At 63.3% G+C, this 16,263-nt stretch carries 15 protein-coding genes; 5 read left to right on the top strand and 10 right to left on the bottom strand.

Annotation, left to right across the window (positions count from 1 at the left end):
• Nucleotides 1-85: 85 nt before the first annotated feature.
• The 3 genes from X726_RS166210 to panB all read right to left on the bottom strand — a co-directional run bounded on the left by X726_RS166210 (nucleotide 86) and on the right by panB (nucleotide 3,170).
• Nucleotides 86-1,246 carry a helix-turn-helix transcriptional regulator gene (locus tag X726_RS166210; protein ID WP_023667494.1) on the bottom strand — a complete coding sequence of 387 codons (1,161 nt, stop codon included), beginning with the start codon at nucleotides 1,244-1,246 and terminating at the stop codon, nucleotides 86-88.
• Between the two features lie 224 nt (nucleotides 1,247-1,470).
• Entirely contained in the window at nucleotides 1,471-2,328 is an 858-nt protein-coding gene (gene panC, locus X726_RS166215; RefSeq protein WP_023667493.1) for a pantoate--beta-alanine ligase, read from the bottom strand.
• Between the two features lie 11 nt (nucleotides 2,329-2,339).
• Nucleotides 2,340-3,170: a 3-methyl-2-oxobutanoate hydroxymethyltransferase gene (gene panB / locus X726_RS166220; protein ID WP_023667492.1), complete on the bottom strand. Its 831-nt coding sequence runs from the start codon at nucleotides 3,168-3,170 to the stop codon at nucleotides 2,340-2,342.
• 323 nt (nucleotides 3,171-3,493) lie between these two features.
• Between panB and X726_RS166225 the strand changes: the two genes are divergently transcribed.
• The 3 genes from X726_RS166225 (at nucleotide 3,494) to X726_RS166235 (ending at nucleotide 5,018) form a co-directional block, all read left to right on the top strand.
• Nucleotides 3,494-3,892 carry an NADH:ubiquinone oxidoreductase subunit NDUFA12 gene (locus tag X726_RS166225; protein ID WP_023667491.1) on the top strand — a complete coding sequence of 133 codons (399 nt, stop codon included), beginning with the start codon at nucleotides 3,494-3,496 and terminating at the stop codon, nucleotides 3,890-3,892.
• A gap of 115 nt (nucleotides 3,893-4,007) precedes the next feature.
• Nucleotides 4,008-4,559 carry a DUF2155 domain-containing protein gene (locus X726_RS166230; protein ID WP_023667490.1) on the top strand — a complete coding sequence of 184 codons (552 nt, stop codon included), beginning with the start codon at nucleotides 4,008-4,010 and terminating at the stop codon, nucleotides 4,557-4,559.
• Between the two features lie 75 nt (nucleotides 4,560-4,634).
• Nucleotides 4,635-5,018 carry a hypothetical protein gene (locus X726_RS166235; RefSeq protein WP_023667489.1) on the top strand — a complete coding sequence of 128 codons (384 nt, stop codon included), beginning with the start codon at nucleotides 4,635-4,637 and terminating at the stop codon, nucleotides 5,016-5,018.
• A 42-nt stretch (nucleotides 5,019-5,060) separates the two neighbouring features.
• Here X726_RS166235 and aat read toward each other — a convergent pair whose 3' ends face one another.
• The 6 genes from aat to X726_RS166265 form a co-directional block, all read right to left on the bottom strand.
• The gene (gene aat, locus X726_RS166240; RefSeq protein WP_023667488.1) at nucleotides 5,061-5,678 is read right to left on the bottom strand and encodes a leucyl/phenylalanyl-tRNA--protein transferase; all 618 of its coding nucleotides are present in this window, start codon (nucleotides 5,676-5,678) and stop codon (nucleotides 5,061-5,063) included.
• Nucleotides 5,679-5,705: 27 nt separating this feature from the next.
• Nucleotides 5,706-7,049 (bottom strand): acetyl-CoA carboxylase biotin carboxylase subunit, encoded by a 1,344-nt coding sequence (accC, locus tag X726_RS166245; protein ID WP_023667487.1) that lies wholly within the window; start codon nucleotides 7,047-7,049, stop codon nucleotides 5,706-5,708.
• A gap of 10 nt (nucleotides 7,050-7,059) precedes the next feature.
• Nucleotides 7,060-7,515 (bottom strand): acetyl-CoA carboxylase biotin carboxyl carrier protein, encoded by a 456-nt coding sequence (gene accB, locus X726_RS166250; RefSeq protein ID WP_023667486.1) that lies wholly within the window; start codon nucleotides 7,513-7,515, stop codon nucleotides 7,060-7,062.
• Nucleotides 7,516-7,541: 26 nt separating this feature from the next.
• Nucleotides 7,542-7,976: a type II 3-dehydroquinate dehydratase gene (gene aroQ / locus X726_RS166255; protein WP_023667485.1), complete on the bottom strand. Its 435-nt coding sequence runs from the start codon at nucleotides 7,974-7,976 to the stop codon at nucleotides 7,542-7,544.
• 150 nt (nucleotides 7,977-8,126) lie between these two features.
• Nucleotides 8,127-8,930, bottom strand: coding sequence for a DsbA family protein (locus X726_RS166260; RefSeq protein ID WP_023667484.1), 804 nt, complete (start codon nucleotides 8,928-8,930; stop codon nucleotides 8,127-8,129).
• Between the two features lie 57 nt (nucleotides 8,931-8,987).
• Nucleotides 8,988-10,400: a M48 family metalloprotease gene (locus tag X726_RS166265; RefSeq protein WP_023667483.1), complete on the bottom strand. Its 1,413-nt coding sequence runs from the start codon at nucleotides 10,398-10,400 to the stop codon at nucleotides 8,988-8,990.
• Nucleotides 10,401-10,544: 144 nt separating this feature from the next.
• On the opposite strand from X726_RS166265, the gene X726_RS166270 reads away from it, so the two are divergent.
• Both X726_RS166270 and X726_RS166275 read left to right on the top strand, forming a co-directional pair.
• Nucleotides 10,545-11,693 carry an aminotransferase class I/II-fold pyridoxal phosphate-dependent enzyme gene (locus tag X726_RS166270; protein ID WP_023667482.1) on the top strand — a complete coding sequence of 383 codons (1,149 nt, stop codon included), beginning with the start codon at nucleotides 10,545-10,547 and terminating at the stop codon, nucleotides 11,691-11,693.
• Between the two features lie 11 nt (nucleotides 11,694-11,704).
• Complete coding sequence (locus X726_RS166275; protein WP_023667481.1) at nucleotides 11,705-12,634, top strand: glutaminase; 930 nt, start codon at nucleotides 11,705-11,707, stop codon at nucleotides 12,632-12,634.
• Between the two features lie 93 nt (nucleotides 12,635-12,727).
• On the opposite strand, the gene X726_RS166280 is transcribed toward X726_RS166275, so the two are convergent.
• Complete coding sequence (locus tag X726_RS166280) at nucleotides 12,728-15,646, bottom strand: ribonuclease E/G (RefSeq protein ID WP_023667480.1); 2,919 nt, start codon at nucleotides 15,644-15,646, stop codon at nucleotides 12,728-12,730.
• Nucleotides 15,647-16,263: the final 617 nt, after the last annotated feature.

Below are 16,263 nucleotides of genomic sequence, written 5' to 3'. Positions count from 1 at the left end.
GCAACGATGCCGGCTTGGTATTGTGGATTACGCCTGCGTACCGGCAAATAGTTGAAAAATCTGACGATTGGCTCCGAGTATGGCTTCAGGCCGAGCGCAGCGGCGGCGTCAATTCGCGCATCAGGAGTTCCAGCTCTCGCTGGTCGCCAGTGGCGGTCTTGTCGAAGATCGTCGCCAGCTGTGATTTGACGGTGCCGTCCGAGACGCCGCTGGCAGCCGCGATTTCACGCCGTGTCAGCCCGGCGGCGACATGGCCGGCGACACGCTTTTCCGCTGCTGTCAGTCCGAACAGTGCAGCGATCGCTTCCAGCGCCGGCACTGATGTGGCGCCGGCGGCGGCAATGAAGATGGCCGCGGCGGCGCGCGGCGATATGCGGGCCGAAATGTCGCGTCGCGCCAGAGGCATGACATGCGCCACCGCCGGAGACATGGCCTTCACCAGCGGAATGTTGATGCCGGACGGTCCGAGCGCGAATTCGTCGCGCGTGCCGAGCTGGACGGCGCGGCCGATGGCGGTGTTGGCGTTGGCATAAGCGAAGGACAGCTGGCCGCGCACCGAGGACACTGAGGCGGTTTCGGTGAGCAGGGCTTCGGCTGCCCGATTGGCGAAAATGATCTGCATATCGTCGGCGACGATCAGCACCGGATGGTCGAGGCTCTCAAGGATCGAGCGAAAGACGTCGGCCTTGCGCCGCTCGGCCTCGAACAGGTCGCCGATGGTCACCGCACGCCGGACATGGGGGGCGAGCGTGGACATCAGGTCGATATCCCTGGCTGAAATCTGGGGCCTGTCCTTGTCGGTAACCACCATCAGCGTGCCGGCGCGCGCCGGCTGCTTCATCAGCGCCACCCAGAAGAAATCGTCGAGACGGTTGGGTTCCACCCACTCGCGCACGATGCGGCTTTCGAGCCAGTTCTGGCGGGCGTCAGGGCCTTGCAGGGCGTAGACGCTATCGACGGTGAACGGCATGTCGATTTCCATCTTCGGCACCGCCTTGAAGAAGGGCACCTCGCAGGCGTAGTCGCGCTGCAGCGGCTCAAGCAGGACCGGATCGCCGCAGGAAGTCGAAAACCGGGCCGAGTTTCTCGCCGTATCGACGACCGCCAGCATGGCAAGCCGGCCGAGCGCCAATTTGCAGATTGATTCAAGCGTCGATGGCCAACGGCCGACATCGGCAATCGAATCGTAAATCGCTTCGACGATCTGCGGCAGGGCGCGACCGAATATGTTGGCCTGGACAGACACGTAGAGCCTCGTAAGGATTGCAGCGTAGTGGCAGGTCACACACTGTCTCCGCCTGAGGTCGCACACAACATAGCCGGCTTGGTTACGTCTGTGAAACGTCTCACAGCGGCGTTCGGTGTATTGTGAGCGCTTACGGGCTGGCCAGAACGTGCCTGATGAGCCGTTGTCTAAGAGCACTCGGGCCGCTCTGCGATACAAATCAAAGTGAACGGAATTGCAATTTTTCAGGGAATAAATGAGGAAACTTCCACATTGTCGATCAACCTGGTTCTGCCAAGCCACGCCGCGGCAAGCAGGCGGCCATCGCCGTCACGCCGCCACGAGGTGAGCGTCAGGCTCTTGCGCGCGGCGACATAGTCGACGCTGTCGAAGCCTGCCTCGAGAAGCGCGGCAGTGGCTTTGCCGGTGACGCCGTTTTCATCGGCGCCGGCCGCGAGCGCTGCCGCCGTCTGGCGCAAGATGACATTGAGCTGTCGCGCGACGTCGAGTTCGGCGGCGTCGAGATAGGCGTTGCGCGACGACATTGCCAGGCCATGCGCATCGCGCACGGTTGGCGCGCCGACGATTTCCACCGGAAGGTCAAGATCGCGGCAGAGCTTTCGGACGACGCAAAGCTGCTGGTAGTCTTTTTCGCCGAAGATGGCGTAGTCGGGCAGGGCTTGCAGAAAGAGCTTGGCCACGACCGTGGCGACGCCCTCGAAGAAGGTCAGCCTGAAATCCGATTCCAGGCCAGAAGACGGGCCGCCGACCGAAATCTTCGTCGCAAAGCCTGCCGGATACATCTCGGAAACCGTAGGCGTGAAGGCAAGCTGTGCGCCGGCCTCGGTCAGCCGGTCGAGATCGCGGGCCAGCTGACGCGGATACTTGTCGAGATCTTCAGTGGGGGCGAACTGGGCCGGGTTGACGAAGATCGAGACGACGCAGCGATCGGCCGTTGCGAGCGCGGCCCCGACCAGCGAGATATGGCCGTCATGCAAAGCGCCCATGGTCGGCACCATGGCGACGCTCAGGCCTTCGCGCCGCCATTCGCGGATCTGCGCGCGAAGGCCGGGCACGGTGTCGACGACGAGCGGCTGGCTGATGGGGGGCCGGTTCATGCCTTGTCCTTGTCGCTCGCGGCTGAAAAGACGTGGCCCGGCCCGGGGAAGGTGCGGCTGCGCACCTCCGCTGCGTAGCGCGCCGCGGCATCGGCGACCGCGCTGCGCAAATCGGCGTATTCCTTGACGAATTTCGGCACCCGGTCGACCGTCAGGCCGACCATGTCGTCGATGACCAGGATCTGGCCGTCGCAATCGCGGCTGGCGCCGATGCCAATGGTGGGAATGGCAATGCGCCGGGTGAGGTCGGCGGCAACGGTCTCGACCGTGCCCTCGATGACCAGCGAAAACGTGCCGGCTTTCTCGACCGCGTCGGCGTCGCGCATGAGCGCGGCCACATTCTCCGGCGTGCGGCCCTTGATCTTGTAGCCACCGTCCTTTTCCACCGATTGCGGCTGCAAGCCGATATGGCCCATCACTGGAATGCCGGCCGCGACGATTGCCGCGATCTGGAGGGCGACTTCGACGCCGCCTTCCAGCTTCACCGCCTGGCAGCCGGTTTCCTCAGAGATGCGGCGCGCCGAGGCAAGGGCTTGCGCGGCCGAAGTCTCGTAGCTGCCGGCCGGCATATCGACCACCACGCAGGCCTTTGATGAACCGCGCATCACGGCCTGGCCATGGGCGATCATCATCTCCAGCGAGGCGCCGAGCGTGGTCTTGTGGCCATGCAGCACCATGGCAACGCTGTCGCCGACCAGGAGAAGGTCGACATGATCGTCGAGCAGGCGGGCGACGGGATAGGTGTAAGCGGTAAGGCATACGATCGGCACGCCGCCCTTGCGGGCGCGTATTGTCTCCGCACTGATCCTGGCGACAGCTAAGGCCATTCCTCACCTCTCGCAGCCGGCGTTACTACAGCGCCGCGCGTCCCGTGGACGCGCAAAGGACGCTGTAGCACTTGGGTTTGCGCATGATCCTTTCCGAAAATCGATTTCGATTTTCGGGGTCATGCGGCAGCGCCGGGCGATGAGAGCTTTAGGAAGACGCAGCCGGCTTGGCAAGCGTCGGTTCGCAGGTGCGAAATGGATCGGCCAATGACCGAGCGTTTCGGCATGCCGTCAGTGCCGCAGGCGCCGCAAAACCCTTGCCTTCGCCAAGGCCTGACGCCATAAGCAGGGACAGCCACCGCCGCGCGCCCGCGAGGATCTGAATGAAAACTTTCCTTCTGCAGTTTTTCACCTGGTGGAACCGCCAGACGCTGGGAACCCGTTTTCACACCTGGCGCCACGGCAACAAGGTCGGCCAGGATGGGGCCGGCAACGTCTACTACGAAGGCGGCGTTGATTCGGAAGGCCGCACCCGCCGCTGGGTCATCTACGCCAATTATTCGGAGGCGTCGGCGATCCCCCCGGGCTGGCACGGCTGGATGCATCACCGCGTCGATGTGGCGCCGCCAAGCGACGACTATCGGCCGCGCGAATGGGAAAAGGCGCATGAGCCGAACCTCACGGGAACACCGGCGGCTTATCGCCCAAAGGGTTCCGTGCTCACCAATCAGCACCGTCCGCAGGTGACGGGCGACTACGATGCGTGGACGCCTGGTTCTTGACCGCCGGCCGGTCCTTTGTCGCCACAATTGGCGTTTAGCTGCTTGCTGATATGACAACGGCGAATAGCCTTGGGCGTGACAGAATCACCCGGGCCCAAACCACCGGTATCTCCGCATGAACATTTTCAGCCTGACATCGATGGCCGGACTGGCGGCAATTGGCGCTATCGCCATGTTCCCGACAGCGTTTGCCGCGGCGCAGGCGCCTGCGGCAGCACCCGCAATCTCCGATCGCATCACCAATCCGGTCGCCGAATTTGCCGGCATCGACAAGATCACCGGCCGTATCATCACCTTCGATGTCTACATCGACGAAACCGTGCAGTTCGGCGCTTTGCAGGTGACGCCGCGCATCTGCTATTCGCGGCCGGAGAATGAAGAGCCGAAGACCGATTCCTTCGTCGAAGTCGACGAAATCACGCTCGACCGCAAGATCCGCCGCATCTTCACCGGCTGGATGTTCGCCGAGAGCCCCGGCCTAAACGCCGTCGAGCACGCCGTCTATGACGTCTGGCTAAAGGGCTGCAAGCAGAAGTCGGATGTGCCGCCGCCCGACGCGGCCAATGCCGAGACGCCCAAGGTCGACACGTCCAAGCCAAAGCCCGCCGCTGCTCCGGCCGCCGAACAGCCGGACCCCACGGAGCCTGACGCGACCAACACCAACTGATCCTCCGGAACCGTCATGGCCACCATGCGTTGGGCCATGGACGACCGCGCATTTGCGCGCTTGGAGGATATTCTGATGTCGGACAGCAAACGGATCACGGCCAGCAAAGACGACCTGCTCGAACTCGAAAAGGGGTTCTGGACGGGCGACGAAGCTTACTACGCCGCCAATGTCGACACAGAATGCCTGGTGGCATTTCCTGAGATGGCACAGGCAATGGACAATGCCGATCTGGCCAAGACCGCGACCAAGCCCAACCGCTGGCGCGACCTTCAGATCGACCTCAAGGGTATCATCGAGCCCGGCAGCGACATTATTATGCTGACCTATGAGGCTCATGCGACACGGGAAAACGGCGAGCCCTACGCGGCGCTGGTCAGCACTGGCTATGTCCACCGTGTCAACGGCTGGAAGATGATGTTCCATTCGCAGACGCCGATGGAAACCGCGAAGGGCTGACCCCTTTCACCGGTCGAGCCGGCTCGGCCGCTCGGTCTCCGATCAGGGATAAAAAACGGCTTCGCCCTTCAGCGCCTCGGCCAACATCTTCTCGTATTTGACGCGCGGCACGTCGACCGCGCCGAAGCGTTTGAGATGCTCAGTGGTGAATTGCGTGTCGAGCAGGGCAAAGCCGCGCGCCTTCAGCCGCTCGACCAGATGATACAGGCAGGTCTTGGACGCGTCGGTTTCCCGGGCGAACATGCTTTCGCCGAAGAACACGCGACCGAGCGAGACGCCATAGAGGCCGCCGACCAGCCGTTCCTCGCGCCATGCCTCGACCGAATGGCAGTGCCCAAGACGGTGCAGCTCGATATAGGCTTCGCGGATCGGCGCGTTGATCCAGGTCGAGCGGCGCTCCTCGCGCTTTTCGGCGCAGCCGTCGATCGTCGCCTCGAAATCGAAATCGAAGCGGATGTCGAACGGGTGCTTGCGGATCGTCTTCTTCAAGCTCTTCGGCGTGTGGAAGCCATCGAGCGGAATGATGCCGCGCGTCTCCGGCCGCACCCAGAACACTTCCGGGTCGGAAGCGCTCTCGGCCATCGGGAAGACGCCCGAGGCATAGGCCTTGAGCAACAGGTCGGTCGGAATGCGATAGCCGGGAGCGTAAGGGCGGGTCATCGCGGCATCATAGCGGCAATTCGGGCGCTATTCCTCTTTGGCCAGATACTTCTCCAGCCAGTGGATGTCGTAGTCGCCATTGGCGATATCGGCATTGCCGACCAGGTCGCGAAACAGCGGCAGCGTCGTCTTGATGCCGTCGACGACGAACTCGTCGAGCGCCCGCCGCAGCCGCATCATGCATTCGACGCGGTTGCGGCCGTGCACGATCAGCTTGCCGATCAGGCTGTCATAATAGGGCGGGATCTTGTAGCCGGAATAGACACCGGAATCGACGCGGATGCCGAGACCGCCAGGCGTGTGGAAATGTGTAATCGTGCCGGGCGAAGGCGTGAAGGTGCGCGGGTCCTCGGCATTGATGCGGCATTCTATGGCGTGGCCGTTGAACTTGATGTCCTCCTGGCGCACCGAAAGCCCGCCGCCGGAGGCAACGCGGATCTGTTCGTGGACGAGATCGATGCCGGTGATCGCCTCCGTCACCGGATGCTCGACCTGCAGCCGCGTGTTCATCTCGATGAAGTAGAACTCGCCATTCTCGTACAGGAATTCGATGGTGCCTGCGCCGGAGTAGCCGAGGTCGGCGATGGCCTTGGCACAGATATTGCCGATGCGGGCGCGCTCCTCGGCGTTGAGGGCCGGCGAGGGCGCCTCTTCCCAGACTTTCTGGTGGCGGCGTTGCAGCGAACAGTCGCGCTCGCCGAAATGCACGCCGCGGCCGGCGCCGTCGCCGAATACCTGCACCTCGATGTGGCGCGGCTTTTCCAGGTATTTCTCGATGTAGACGGCATCGTCGCCGAAGGCCGCGCCGGCCTCCGTGCTGGCTGTCTGCAAGCCGATCTCGAGATCGGCTTCGGTAAGGGCGACCTTCATACCGCGCCCGCCACCGCCTGCCGAAGCCTTGATGATCACGGGATAGCCGATCTCGGCGGCAATGCGCCTGGCTTCCTTCTGGTCGGTGACGGCGCCGTCGGAGCCCGGCACAACCGGAATGCCGAGCCGCTTTGCCGTGCGCTTGGCCTCGATCTTGTCGCCCATGATGCGGATGTGGTCGCCCGATGGGCCGATGAAGGTGATGTTGTGGGCGGCGAGAATGTCGGCGAACTTGGCGTTTTCCGACAGGAAGCCATAGCCCGGATGCACGGCATCGGCGCCTGTAATCTCGCAGGCTGCGACGATCTGGTGGATGTTGAGATAGCTGTCGCGCGACGGCGGCGGACCGATGCACACGCTTTCGTCGGCGAGCCTGACATGCATGGCGTCAGCGTCGGCGGTCGAATGCACGACCACGGTCTGGATGCCGAGTTCCTTGCAGGCGCGCAGCACCCGAAGCGCGATTTCGCCGCGGTTGGCGATGAGGATCTTCTGGAACATCCGGCCCGCTCTACTCGATCACGACGAGCGGCATGCCGTACTCGACCGGCTGGCCGTCCTCGAACAGGATCGCCGTCACCGTGCCGGCGCGCGGCGAAGGGATCTGGTTCATCGTCTTCATCGCTTCGATGATCAGCAGCGTCTGGCCTTCCTTGACCTTCTGGCCGACTTCGATGAAGGCCTTGGCGTCGGGCGAGGGCGCGAGATAAGCGGTGCCGACCATCGGCGAGGGGACCGCGTTCTTGGACGGATCGGCCACTGCTGGTGCGGCAGCCGCGGGCTGCTGCGCTGCCGGAGCATAACCGGCCTGCGGTGCGGCGATGGCGTGGACGGCCGGCGCCTGGCGCGATACGCGCACCTTCAGGTCGCCGAGCTCGACTTCGATCTCGGTGAGATTGGTGTCGTTCAGTATGCCCGCCAGATCGCGGATCAGTTGCTGGTCAACACCGGTCTTCTTTATCGACATTTTCGAGCCTTCTGTTTGTGGGCCGGTCATAGGCGTGCCGCCAGCGCCTGCAGCGCCAGCGAGTAGCCAAGCGGCCCGAACCCGCAGATCATGCCGACAGCGACCGGCGCGACCATGGAGACGTGGCGGAATGGTTCCCGCGCGTGGATGTTGGAGAGGTGAACTTCGGCGACGGGCAGCGGCGCGACAGCGCGGATGGCGTCGTGAATGGCAATCGAGGTGTGGCTGTAGGCACCCGGATTGATGACGATGCCGGCTGCCTTGTCGCCGGCTTCCTGGATCCAGTCGACGAGGTCGCCCTCATGGTTCGACTGGCGAAAATCAATCTCGAGGCCAAGCGCGGCGCCCGCCTGCTTGCAGTCGTCGGCGATCGCGGCAAGCGTCTTGCCGCCATAGATGCCCGGCTCGCGCTTGCCGAGCGCGTTCAGGTTGGGGCCGTTCAGGACGAAAATCGTTTTCAAAAATGCCGACCTTTTCCGACGCCGGCCTCAAGCCGGCGCGCAGGGCCTTCTATAATGGGCATAGCCGCCCGCGGAAAGAGCACAAGTGCGATCTTTCACTGTCCACAACAGGCGGAAATGTGCCCGTGAGAAATAGGCTCGCGTGCAAGATCAGAGCGCGGCTTTCGCCGCCTCGATCTTTTCAGCCAGCACTTCCTGGCCGAGCGCCCCGAACACCACCTCATTGCCGACCACGTAGGAAGGCGTTCCGGTGATGGCCAGCTTGTTGGCGAGGTCGAAGGTCTTGGAGAAAGCCTCGGTGATGGTCGGATCCTTCATCTTCTCGCGCAATTTCGCCTCATCGGCGCCTAGCGACAGCGCAACCTTGATGGCCGCCGCCTCGGTGGCGCGGCCCTGGCCGCCGAGCAGGGCGTTGTGGAACTCGCCGTATTTCTCCGGATGCATCAGGTGGAAAGCCATCGAGACGACGCTGGCCTTTTGCGAATCCGGCCCGAGGATCGGGAATTCCTTGAGCACGAAGCGCAGCTCCGGATCGGCCTTTGTCAGAGCCTGCATGTCGTCGATGGCGCGTTTGCAGAAGCCGCAATTGTAGTCGTAGAATTCGACGATGGTGACCTTGCCCTTCGGATTGCCGACGACGCCGTCGAAGGTCGAGTTGAAAATCTCGGACTTGGCCTTCTCGATGACGCCGAGGCTGGCTATGCGCTGCTCTTCCTTCTGCTTGGCCTCGAGCGCCTCCTGCACTTCGAGCAGCACTTCAGGGTTCTTCAGGAGATAGTCGCGGATAATACCCTCGACCTCGGTGCGATCGATCTTGGTGTCGGCAGAGGCGGTCTGCACGGTCTGCGCCGTGCCGGCCTTGGCCACCTGCGGACTGCCGGCGACGAACCCGAAAGCGAGCATGGCAAGAGCAGCCGCCACTCCCGTCGTGCCGAGCAATATTGCCTTGTTCATCGTCTGATCCTCTTGCCGGTTCCGATCTATCCTAGTCGCAGCGGGCGACCGGAAGGTTCATTTCTTGAGTTTGCCTGAAGGGTTGTAGTTTATGATGTCCTGCGCCCGAATCCAGCCGGGCTCGCCGCGCTTCAAGTCTTTTTGCGCGCGCATGGCGAAAATTTTCGCATTCGTGTAATCGCCGGAATAAAAGTGGCCCTCGGCGGTGGCGAGTTCCGCCGCCGGAATGTTGCCAAGCTCGCCATAGGCCTGGGCGAGATAGCGGTATCCGACCGTGTTTTCCTTGTCGCGCCCGAGGCCGTTGTTGATCTGCACCACCGCCTTCTTCAGCGAATCGGGCGTGCCGATGGCCATCAGCGCCTGGCCGAGAGAAACGGGCAACAGGCCCGACCTCACCGGATCGAGGCTGACCGCCTTGGCATAGGCGTCCGCGGCGTCCTTGGGCTTGTTGGCCTTCATCAGTATGTCGCCGCGCATTTCCTGGAAGTAGGGGTTCTTCGGCTGTTCCTTGATCAGTGCATTGGCCTTGGTCAGCGCCGCACCCAGATTGCCGTAGAGATAGGCCATCTGCGCTTCGCCATAGCGCGAGGCGAGGCTGCCCGGGGCCTTGCGGATCAGCCGCGTGGCCGCGGCCTGGCCGCCCATATAGGCGGCGATCTTGATGCGCATCATGTCGTGCCGCTGCTGCAGTGCCGGCGGATCGACCTTGTCGACGTTAGGGCTCTGCTTGACCAGCACTTCGAGATTGGCGATGCGCTCCTGCGGCATCGGGTGGCTGATGCGGTAGGGATCGACCTGCGTGCCGGAAAGCGACAGCGCGCTCTGGAAGCGGGCGAAGGTCTTCAGCATGCCCATGCCGGACTGGCCGGTGGCATTGAGATAGGTGATGGCAGAGCGGTCGGCGGTCGACTCTTCGGTGCGCTGGTAGGCAAGAATGCTGCGCTGCGCCATCTCGCCGCCGCCCGCGGCGACACCCATGCCGGCGCCGGCAAGGCCGCGGCTGTTGGTGGTGGCGCCGGCAACGATGGCGCCGGCGCCAAGCAGCGTGGCGATGATGGCCATGGTCTTGGCGCGCTCGAGCTGGTCGCGCAATTTCTGCTGATGGCCGCCTGCGATGTGGCCGGCCTCATGGGCGATGACGCCGATGATCTCGTTGGGCGTTTCGGCCTGCATCAGCGCGCCGGTGTTGATGAACAGCCGGCGCCCGGTAACGAAGGCGTTGAAGCTCTGATCGTTGACCAGAACGATATCGACACCGTCATTGGCAAGACCGGCCGCCTTGAAGATCGGCCGCGCATAGTCGCGCACCAGCGCCTCGATCTCGGCATCGCGCACGACCGGCACCGCCTGGGCGAAGGCCGTCACCGAGCCGGTGACAGCGATGGCGGCCGCAAGCAAAAGCGTCGCGAAGCCGCGCGCTGTCTTCCCGATGGAAGATTTGGACATCGTCGATTTGGGTCGGCTCAGCATGAGGTACACTGGTAAACGAGCGGGCGAACGATGAAAAGTCACGGCACCGAAACTAGGCGAACTTGTGATCCTCACATCAATCGGGCATTTGTGCGGCGCTGCCGCCGGTTCATGGCTTCGAGCGGCGGGCCGGACGGAGGTCAAATGGTAGTTTCGCTGTCGCGCCGCGGTGAAGTCGAGCCGTTTCACGCCATGGACATTCTGGCCGAAGCCAACCGGCTGAAGGCGACGGGCGTGCCTGTCGTCTCCATGGCCGTCGGCCAGCCATCCGATCCGGCGCCCGTGGGCGCGAGGGAAGCAGCCGCAAATGCGCTGAGGATCGGACGCATCGGCTATACCGACACGCTCGGTCTGGCGGATCTGCGCAAGGCGATCGCCGCGCATTATGGCGACCACTACGGGATCGATGTCTCGCCGAACCGGATCGCCGTGACCACGGGATCGTCGGCCGCCTTCAATCTGGCCTTCCTGGCGATGTTCGATCCCGGCGACCGCGTCGCCATCGCATCACCCGGCTATCCGGCCTACCGCAACATCATGGCCGCGCTCGGCATCGAGATCGTCGAGATCGAGCTCGGCACGGACGCCTACCTGCACGCCGAGCATTTGAAATCGGCGCACCAGGAAAAACCGCTGAAGGGCGTGTTGTTCGCCAGCCCGGCCAATCCGACAGGTGCGGTCATTCCCGTCGACGAGTTGTCCGCACTGGTGAGGACAGCCGAAGAACTCGGCATCGCGGTGATATCGGACGAAATCTATCACCGCCTGGCCTATGCCGCGCCCGACACCACTGCGCTGGCCTATGGCTCAGGCGTGGCGGTGATCAATTCCTTCTCGAAATATTATTGCATGACCGGCTGGCGCATTGGCTGGATGGTGCTGCCGGAAGCTCTGGTGAGGCCGATCGAGCGCATCGCCCAGAGCCTCTACATCTCGCCGCCGGAACTGTCGCAGATCGCGGCGATCGAAGCCTTCAAGGCGACGCAAGAGCTGGAAGCGGTAAAGGCGCGCTACGCCTGGAACCGCGAGCTGTTGATGCGGCGCCTGCCGGAACTCGGATTTCCCTTGGCGGCGCCGATGGACGGCGCCTTCTACGCTTTCTGCGATGTTACCCGGCATACCAATGACAGCATGGCCTTTGCGCGCAAGATGCTGGCCGAGGCGCATGTGGCGGCTACGCCCGGCCGCGATTTCGATCCACTTCAGGGCCACCGCACGATGCGCTTTTCCTATGCCGGCAGCCATGACGACATGGTCGAGGCGATGGCGCGCATCGAGCGCTGGCTGAAATAGCGGGGACGAGCATGCCGGATCTTGAACAAGCGCTGGCCGATGTCGCCGCCGAGATGGCCGAGCGCACCGATCGCGGTGACGTCGCCACCTACATTCCGCAGCTCGGCAAGGTCGATCCGAAGAAATTCGGCATTGCCGCCGTGACCAATGACGGCCGCGTGCTGGTCGCCGGCGACGCCGACCAGGCGTTTTCGATCCAGTCCATCTCCAAGGTGTTTACGCTTACGTTGGCGCTCGGCAATGTCGGCGACGCGCTGTGGCAGCGTGTCGGACGCGAGCCGTCGGGCAATCCGTTCAACTCGATCGTGCAACTCGAGCATGAGAACGGCATTCCGCGCAATCCGTTCATCAATGCCGGCGCCATCGTCGTGTCCGACATACTGCTTGCCGGCCACCAGCCGCGCGAGGCGATCGGCGAAATCCTGCGCTTCATCCAGTTCCTTGCCGATGACGAAACCATCATCATCGACCGCGAGGTCGCGGCTTCCGAACGCGCCACCGGCTATCGCAACTTCGCGCTTGCCAACTACATGAAATCCTTCGGCAATCTCAACCATGCACCGGAGCTGGCGCTGGGCGTGTACTTCCACCATTGCGCCATCGCCATGAGCTGCCGGCAATTGGCGCTGGCCGGCCGCTTCCTCGCCAATGGCGGCAGAAACCCGGCAACCGGGCACTCCGTGGTGTCTGCCGAGCGGGCGCGGCGCATCGGCGCCATGATGCTGACCTGCGGCCACTATGACGGTTCCGGCGATTTCGCCTTCCGTGTCGGCATTCCCGGCAAAAGCGGCGTCGGCGGTGGCATATTGGGGATCGTGCCGGGTGTTGCTTCGCTCGCCGTATGGTCGCCGGGCTTGAACGCCAACGGCAATTCCAAGCTGGGGTCGATCGCCTTGGAAAAACTGGCCAGGATGATGAACTGGTCGATTTTCGCCCCCTGACGCCTTCCGTCATTCGCGCATGCAAAAATCCCGCGCCGTGGTTTGAACGGCGCGGGATTTTTGTCAGGAACCTATCTTAATCGGCTGAATAGCTTAGAAAAAGCCCTTCCGCTGCCACCAGCCGGCGCGCTTCGGCTTTTCCTCGGCCTTTGCCTCGTCGGCAACGCTGGAGGAAACCACCGGCACCGCGGAGGTATCCGCGGCCACGGCTTTGCGCCGTGACGGGCGAGCCTTGGCGGGCTCGTCGTCGACGGTCGTTTCCGTGGCGGCATCGGCCGCAGCGGGGGCGGCAGCTTCGACGGCAGCTTCCGGTGCAGCCTCGGCCGCCGTCTCATCGGCGACTTCCACCACAGCCTTCTTTGCCCTTGAAGCGCGCTTCTTCTTCGGCTTTTCGGCTGGAGCGTCGTCGTTCGCCGCGGCGGGAGCCGCTGCTTCTTCAACCGCTACGGCTGCTACTGGCTCGCTTGCGGCCGTTCCGACTTCAGCGGCCTCGGCCACCGAGGCGGTTTCGCCGGCTTCGGTCTCCGTGCCGTCTTCGCGACGATTGCGCTTGCCGCCGCGCTTGCCGCGACGGCGCTTCTTGCCCTGGGCGTCATCTGATGCTTCCACCGTTTCGACGGCGCCAACCTGGGCTTCGTCTTGCTGTGTTGCATCGTCATCGCCTGGTTCAGCGGCAAAGTCGTCGCTTGCCGCCGAAACCGAAGCACCTTCGGCGCCATGCTCGCGATCGCCATGTTCGCGTTCGCGATCCTTGCCGCCGCGCCGCCTGCGGCGCTTGCGACGCTTGCGATCGCGGCCTTCGCCGTCCTCAGCCGATCTCGGCTGCTGCTGCTGCGACTGCGGCTGCGCCTGGCGCGGCTGCTCGGCCTGTACCACAACCTCGTCGTCTTCCTCCTCGATGACGATCTCGTCCTCGGGCTCTTCCGGCTCGACATAGGCCGGGAAGGTTCGCGCTTCGACAAAGCCTTCCGGCTTTTCGGCAATGGCGCCGCGGAAGATCGCGTAGTGCTGCACACCGACCGTATCATCGGCCTCGACGGTGATGGTCAGGCCAAAGCGGCTTTCGAGTTCCACCAGCGTGCCGCGCTTGTGGTTGAGCACATAGAGAGCGGTCGCCGCCGGGGTCCGCACCGTGATGTGGCTGCGCGAATCCTTGAGCAGGAATTCCTCGATCGCCCGCACCACCATCAGCGCCACCGACGAATCGGAGCGCACATGGCCGGTGCCGCCGCAATGCGGGCAGGGCTTCATGGTCGATTCCAGCACGCTGGCGCGGATGCGCTGGCGAGACATCTCCATCAGGCCGAAATGCGAGATGCGGCCGACCTGGATGCGGGCTCGGTCGTTCTTGAGGTGATCCTTCAGCCGCTTCTCGACGGAGCGGTTGTTGCGGTTCTCCTCCATGTCGATGAAGTCGATGACGATCAGGCCGGCGAGATCGCGCAGCCTCAATTGCCTGGCGACTTCTTCCGCCGCTTCAAGGTTGGTGTGGAGAGCGGTGTCCTCGATCGAGTGCTCCTTGGTGGAGCGGCCCGAATTGACGTCGATGGCGACCAGCGCCTCGGTCTGGTTGATGATGATGTAGCCGCCGCTCTTCAGCGTCACCTGCGGCTGCAGCATGCGGTCGAGCTGCGCCTCGATGCCGTTGCGCACGAAGATCGGCGTCGTGTCGCGGAACGGCTGAACCACCTTGGCGTGGCTCGGCATCAGCATGCGCATGAAATCCTTGGCCTCGCGATAGCCTTCCTCGCCGGAGACAAGAATCTCGTCGATATCCTTGTTGTAGAGGTCGCGCACCGAGCGCTTGATCAGGCTGCCTTCCTCATAGACGAGGGCAGGGGCGGTGGATTGCAGCGTCAGGTTGCGGACGTTTTCCCAAAGCCGCATCAGATATTCGTAGTCGCGCTTGATTTCCGCCTTGGTGCGGCTTTCGCCGGCGGTGCGCAGGATGACGCCCATGCCCTGCGGCACTTCGAGATCGGCAACGACCTCCTTGAGGCGCTTGCGGTCGACCGCACTGGTGATCTTGCGCGAAATGCCGCCGCCGCGTGCGGTGTTGGGCATCAGCACGGAATAGCGGCCGGCAAGCGACAGATAGGTGGTGAGTGCAGCGCCCTTGTTGCCGCGCTCTTCCTTGACCACCTGCACCAGCAGAATCTGCCGGCGCTTGATGACTTCCTGAATCTTGTACTGGCGGCGCACCGGCTTGCGGCGGCTGCGCACCTCTTCCAGCGCATCCTCGGCGCCTACGGATTCGATCTCGTGGTCGTCCGGATGCGAGGACTGCACCTCTTCCAGCATGCCGCGATCATTGTCCTCGGAGGTGGCTTCGCCACTTGCCTCGCTGGACGACCTTTCGTCACCCGGCTCCGCCGCAGGGACAGCTTCGGAGATCACATCCGCTTCGACGCTTGCCGCGATCGATGTCGGGCCGCCTTCCGACGGTTCGGTCCCGGATGTCTCGGCGTCGGAGGCTTCGCTGTCGCCATGCCCGCCATGATCGTCATGCCCGGCGGTATTGGCCGCGGCATGCTCGGAAGCAGGCGCTTCGGAGACGGCATCGCTGCCGGCATCGCCATGTTCGCCGTTCTCATCATCGGCGCCGGCGTCGCGCTTGTGTTCGCCCCGCTCACGACCCTTGCCGCCGCGCCGGCGGCCGCGCCGGCCGCGATCGCGGCTCTGGCGGTCGTCGCCGTCATTGTCCTCGTTCTCCTCGTCCTCGGCTTCCTGCGCTTCAGCGCGCAGCAAAGCCTGACGATCGGCGACCGGGATCTGGTAATAGTCGGGGTGAATTTCACTGAAGGCGAGGAAACCGTGACGGTTGCCGCCATATTCGACAAAGGCTGCCTGAAGGGAAGGTTCGACGCGCGTTACGCGGGCGAGATAAATGTTTCCTTTGAGCTGCTTCTTGTCCTGAGATTCAAAGTCGAATTCTTCAATACGGTTACCGCGGATAACGACAACGCGTGTTTCCTCCGGGTGGGAGGCGTCTATCAGCATTTTGTTGGGCATTATTTCGTTTCCTCCCGGCAGCCGTCAGCCGCAGCTTGCGAGGCAAAGCCCGCTGCTGCGTGTCTGGGATGTGGGTGCCGGATGTCTGAATGTCCGCCGGACGCCGCTTGAGCGCCATGGCGGTGCCGCCCGCAGCCACAATGGCGCGGTTTGATGCGGACCTTTCCATGATTGCGCTTGAAGCCATCGTCACCAGCAGAACCTTTTGAACCAAAGCCCGGACGAACCGGACCAGCTTGTTTGCTCATACAGAGCCGGCACGGGAACAAACCCGGCCGTTTTCCTCACGCAGGCGATTCCCCCGCCACGGGCGCACACCTGCGAAATTCGTCGCGATCACCTGAAGCCTTTTCGCTGGAGCGAAAGGAGCCGCCTTTCATCTGACCTGTAGCAGGAAGCTGCGGGAGAAGCGGTTCCAGGATTGCAGTGATCCACCATCGCTTTTATGATTTGACGGGGTGGAAGGCAACCCCGATTTCGGATGCCGGCAAAAAGCAGTGCCGTAACGGAAGCACAGGCCTTAATCCTCGATGAAAAGGCTTGGTTAACCTTCTCTGGATACCAATCGTTAATCGAGTCTGCGGCCTGACCGGCATTTCGACCAACCACGCGGGCGC

The sequence above is a fragment of the Mesorhizobium sp. LSJC285A00 genome, from assembly GCF_000503155.1.
GTDB lineage: Bacteria > Pseudomonadota > Alphaproteobacteria > Rhizobiales > Rhizobiaceae > Mesorhizobium.
This window is presented reverse-complemented; position numbering and strand designations above follow the sequence as displayed.

Coding starts and splice junctions, on each gene's coding strand:
- X726_RS166280 (WP_023667480.1), bottom strand. CDS start 15,646: ATGCCCAACAAAATGCTGATAGACGCCTCCCACCCGGAGGAAACACGC.
- X726_RS166275 (WP_023667481.1), top strand. CDS start 11,705: ATGCCGGATCTTGAACAAGCGCTGGCCGATGTCGCCGCCGAGATGGCC.
- aat (WP_023667488.1), bottom strand. CDS start 5,678: ATGACCCGCCCTTACGCTCCCGGCTATCGCATTCCGACCGACCTGTTG.
- X726_RS166230 (WP_023667490.1), top strand. CDS start 4,008: ATGAACATTTTCAGCCTGACATCGATGGCCGGACTGGCGGCAATTGGC.
- X726_RS166265 (WP_023667483.1), bottom strand. CDS start 10,400: ATGCTGAGCCGACCCAAATCGACGATGTCCAAATCTTCCATCGGGAAG.
- X726_RS166260 (WP_023667484.1), bottom strand. CDS start 8,930: ATGAACAAGGCAATATTGCTCGGCACGACGGGAGTGGCGGCTGCTCTT.
- X726_RS166270 (WP_023667482.1), top strand. CDS start 10,545: ATGGTAGTTTCGCTGTCGCGCCGCGGTGAAGTCGAGCCGTTTCACGCC.
- panB (WP_023667492.1), bottom strand. CDS start 3,170: ATGGCCTTAGCTGTCGCCAGGATCAGTGCGGAGACAATACGCGCCCGC.
- accB (WP_023667486.1), bottom strand. CDS start 7,515: ATGTCGATAAAGAAGACCGGTGTTGACCAGCAACTGATCCGCGATCTG.
- X726_RS166235 (WP_023667489.1), top strand. CDS start 4,635: ATGTCGGACAGCAAACGGATCACGGCCAGCAAAGACGACCTGCTCGAA.
- X726_RS166225 (WP_023667491.1), top strand. CDS start 3,494: ATGAAAACTTTCCTTCTGCAGTTTTTCACCTGGTGGAACCGCCAGACG.
- accC (WP_023667487.1), bottom strand. CDS start 7,049: ATGTTCCAGAAGATCCTCATCGCCAACCGCGGCGAAATCGCGCTTCGG.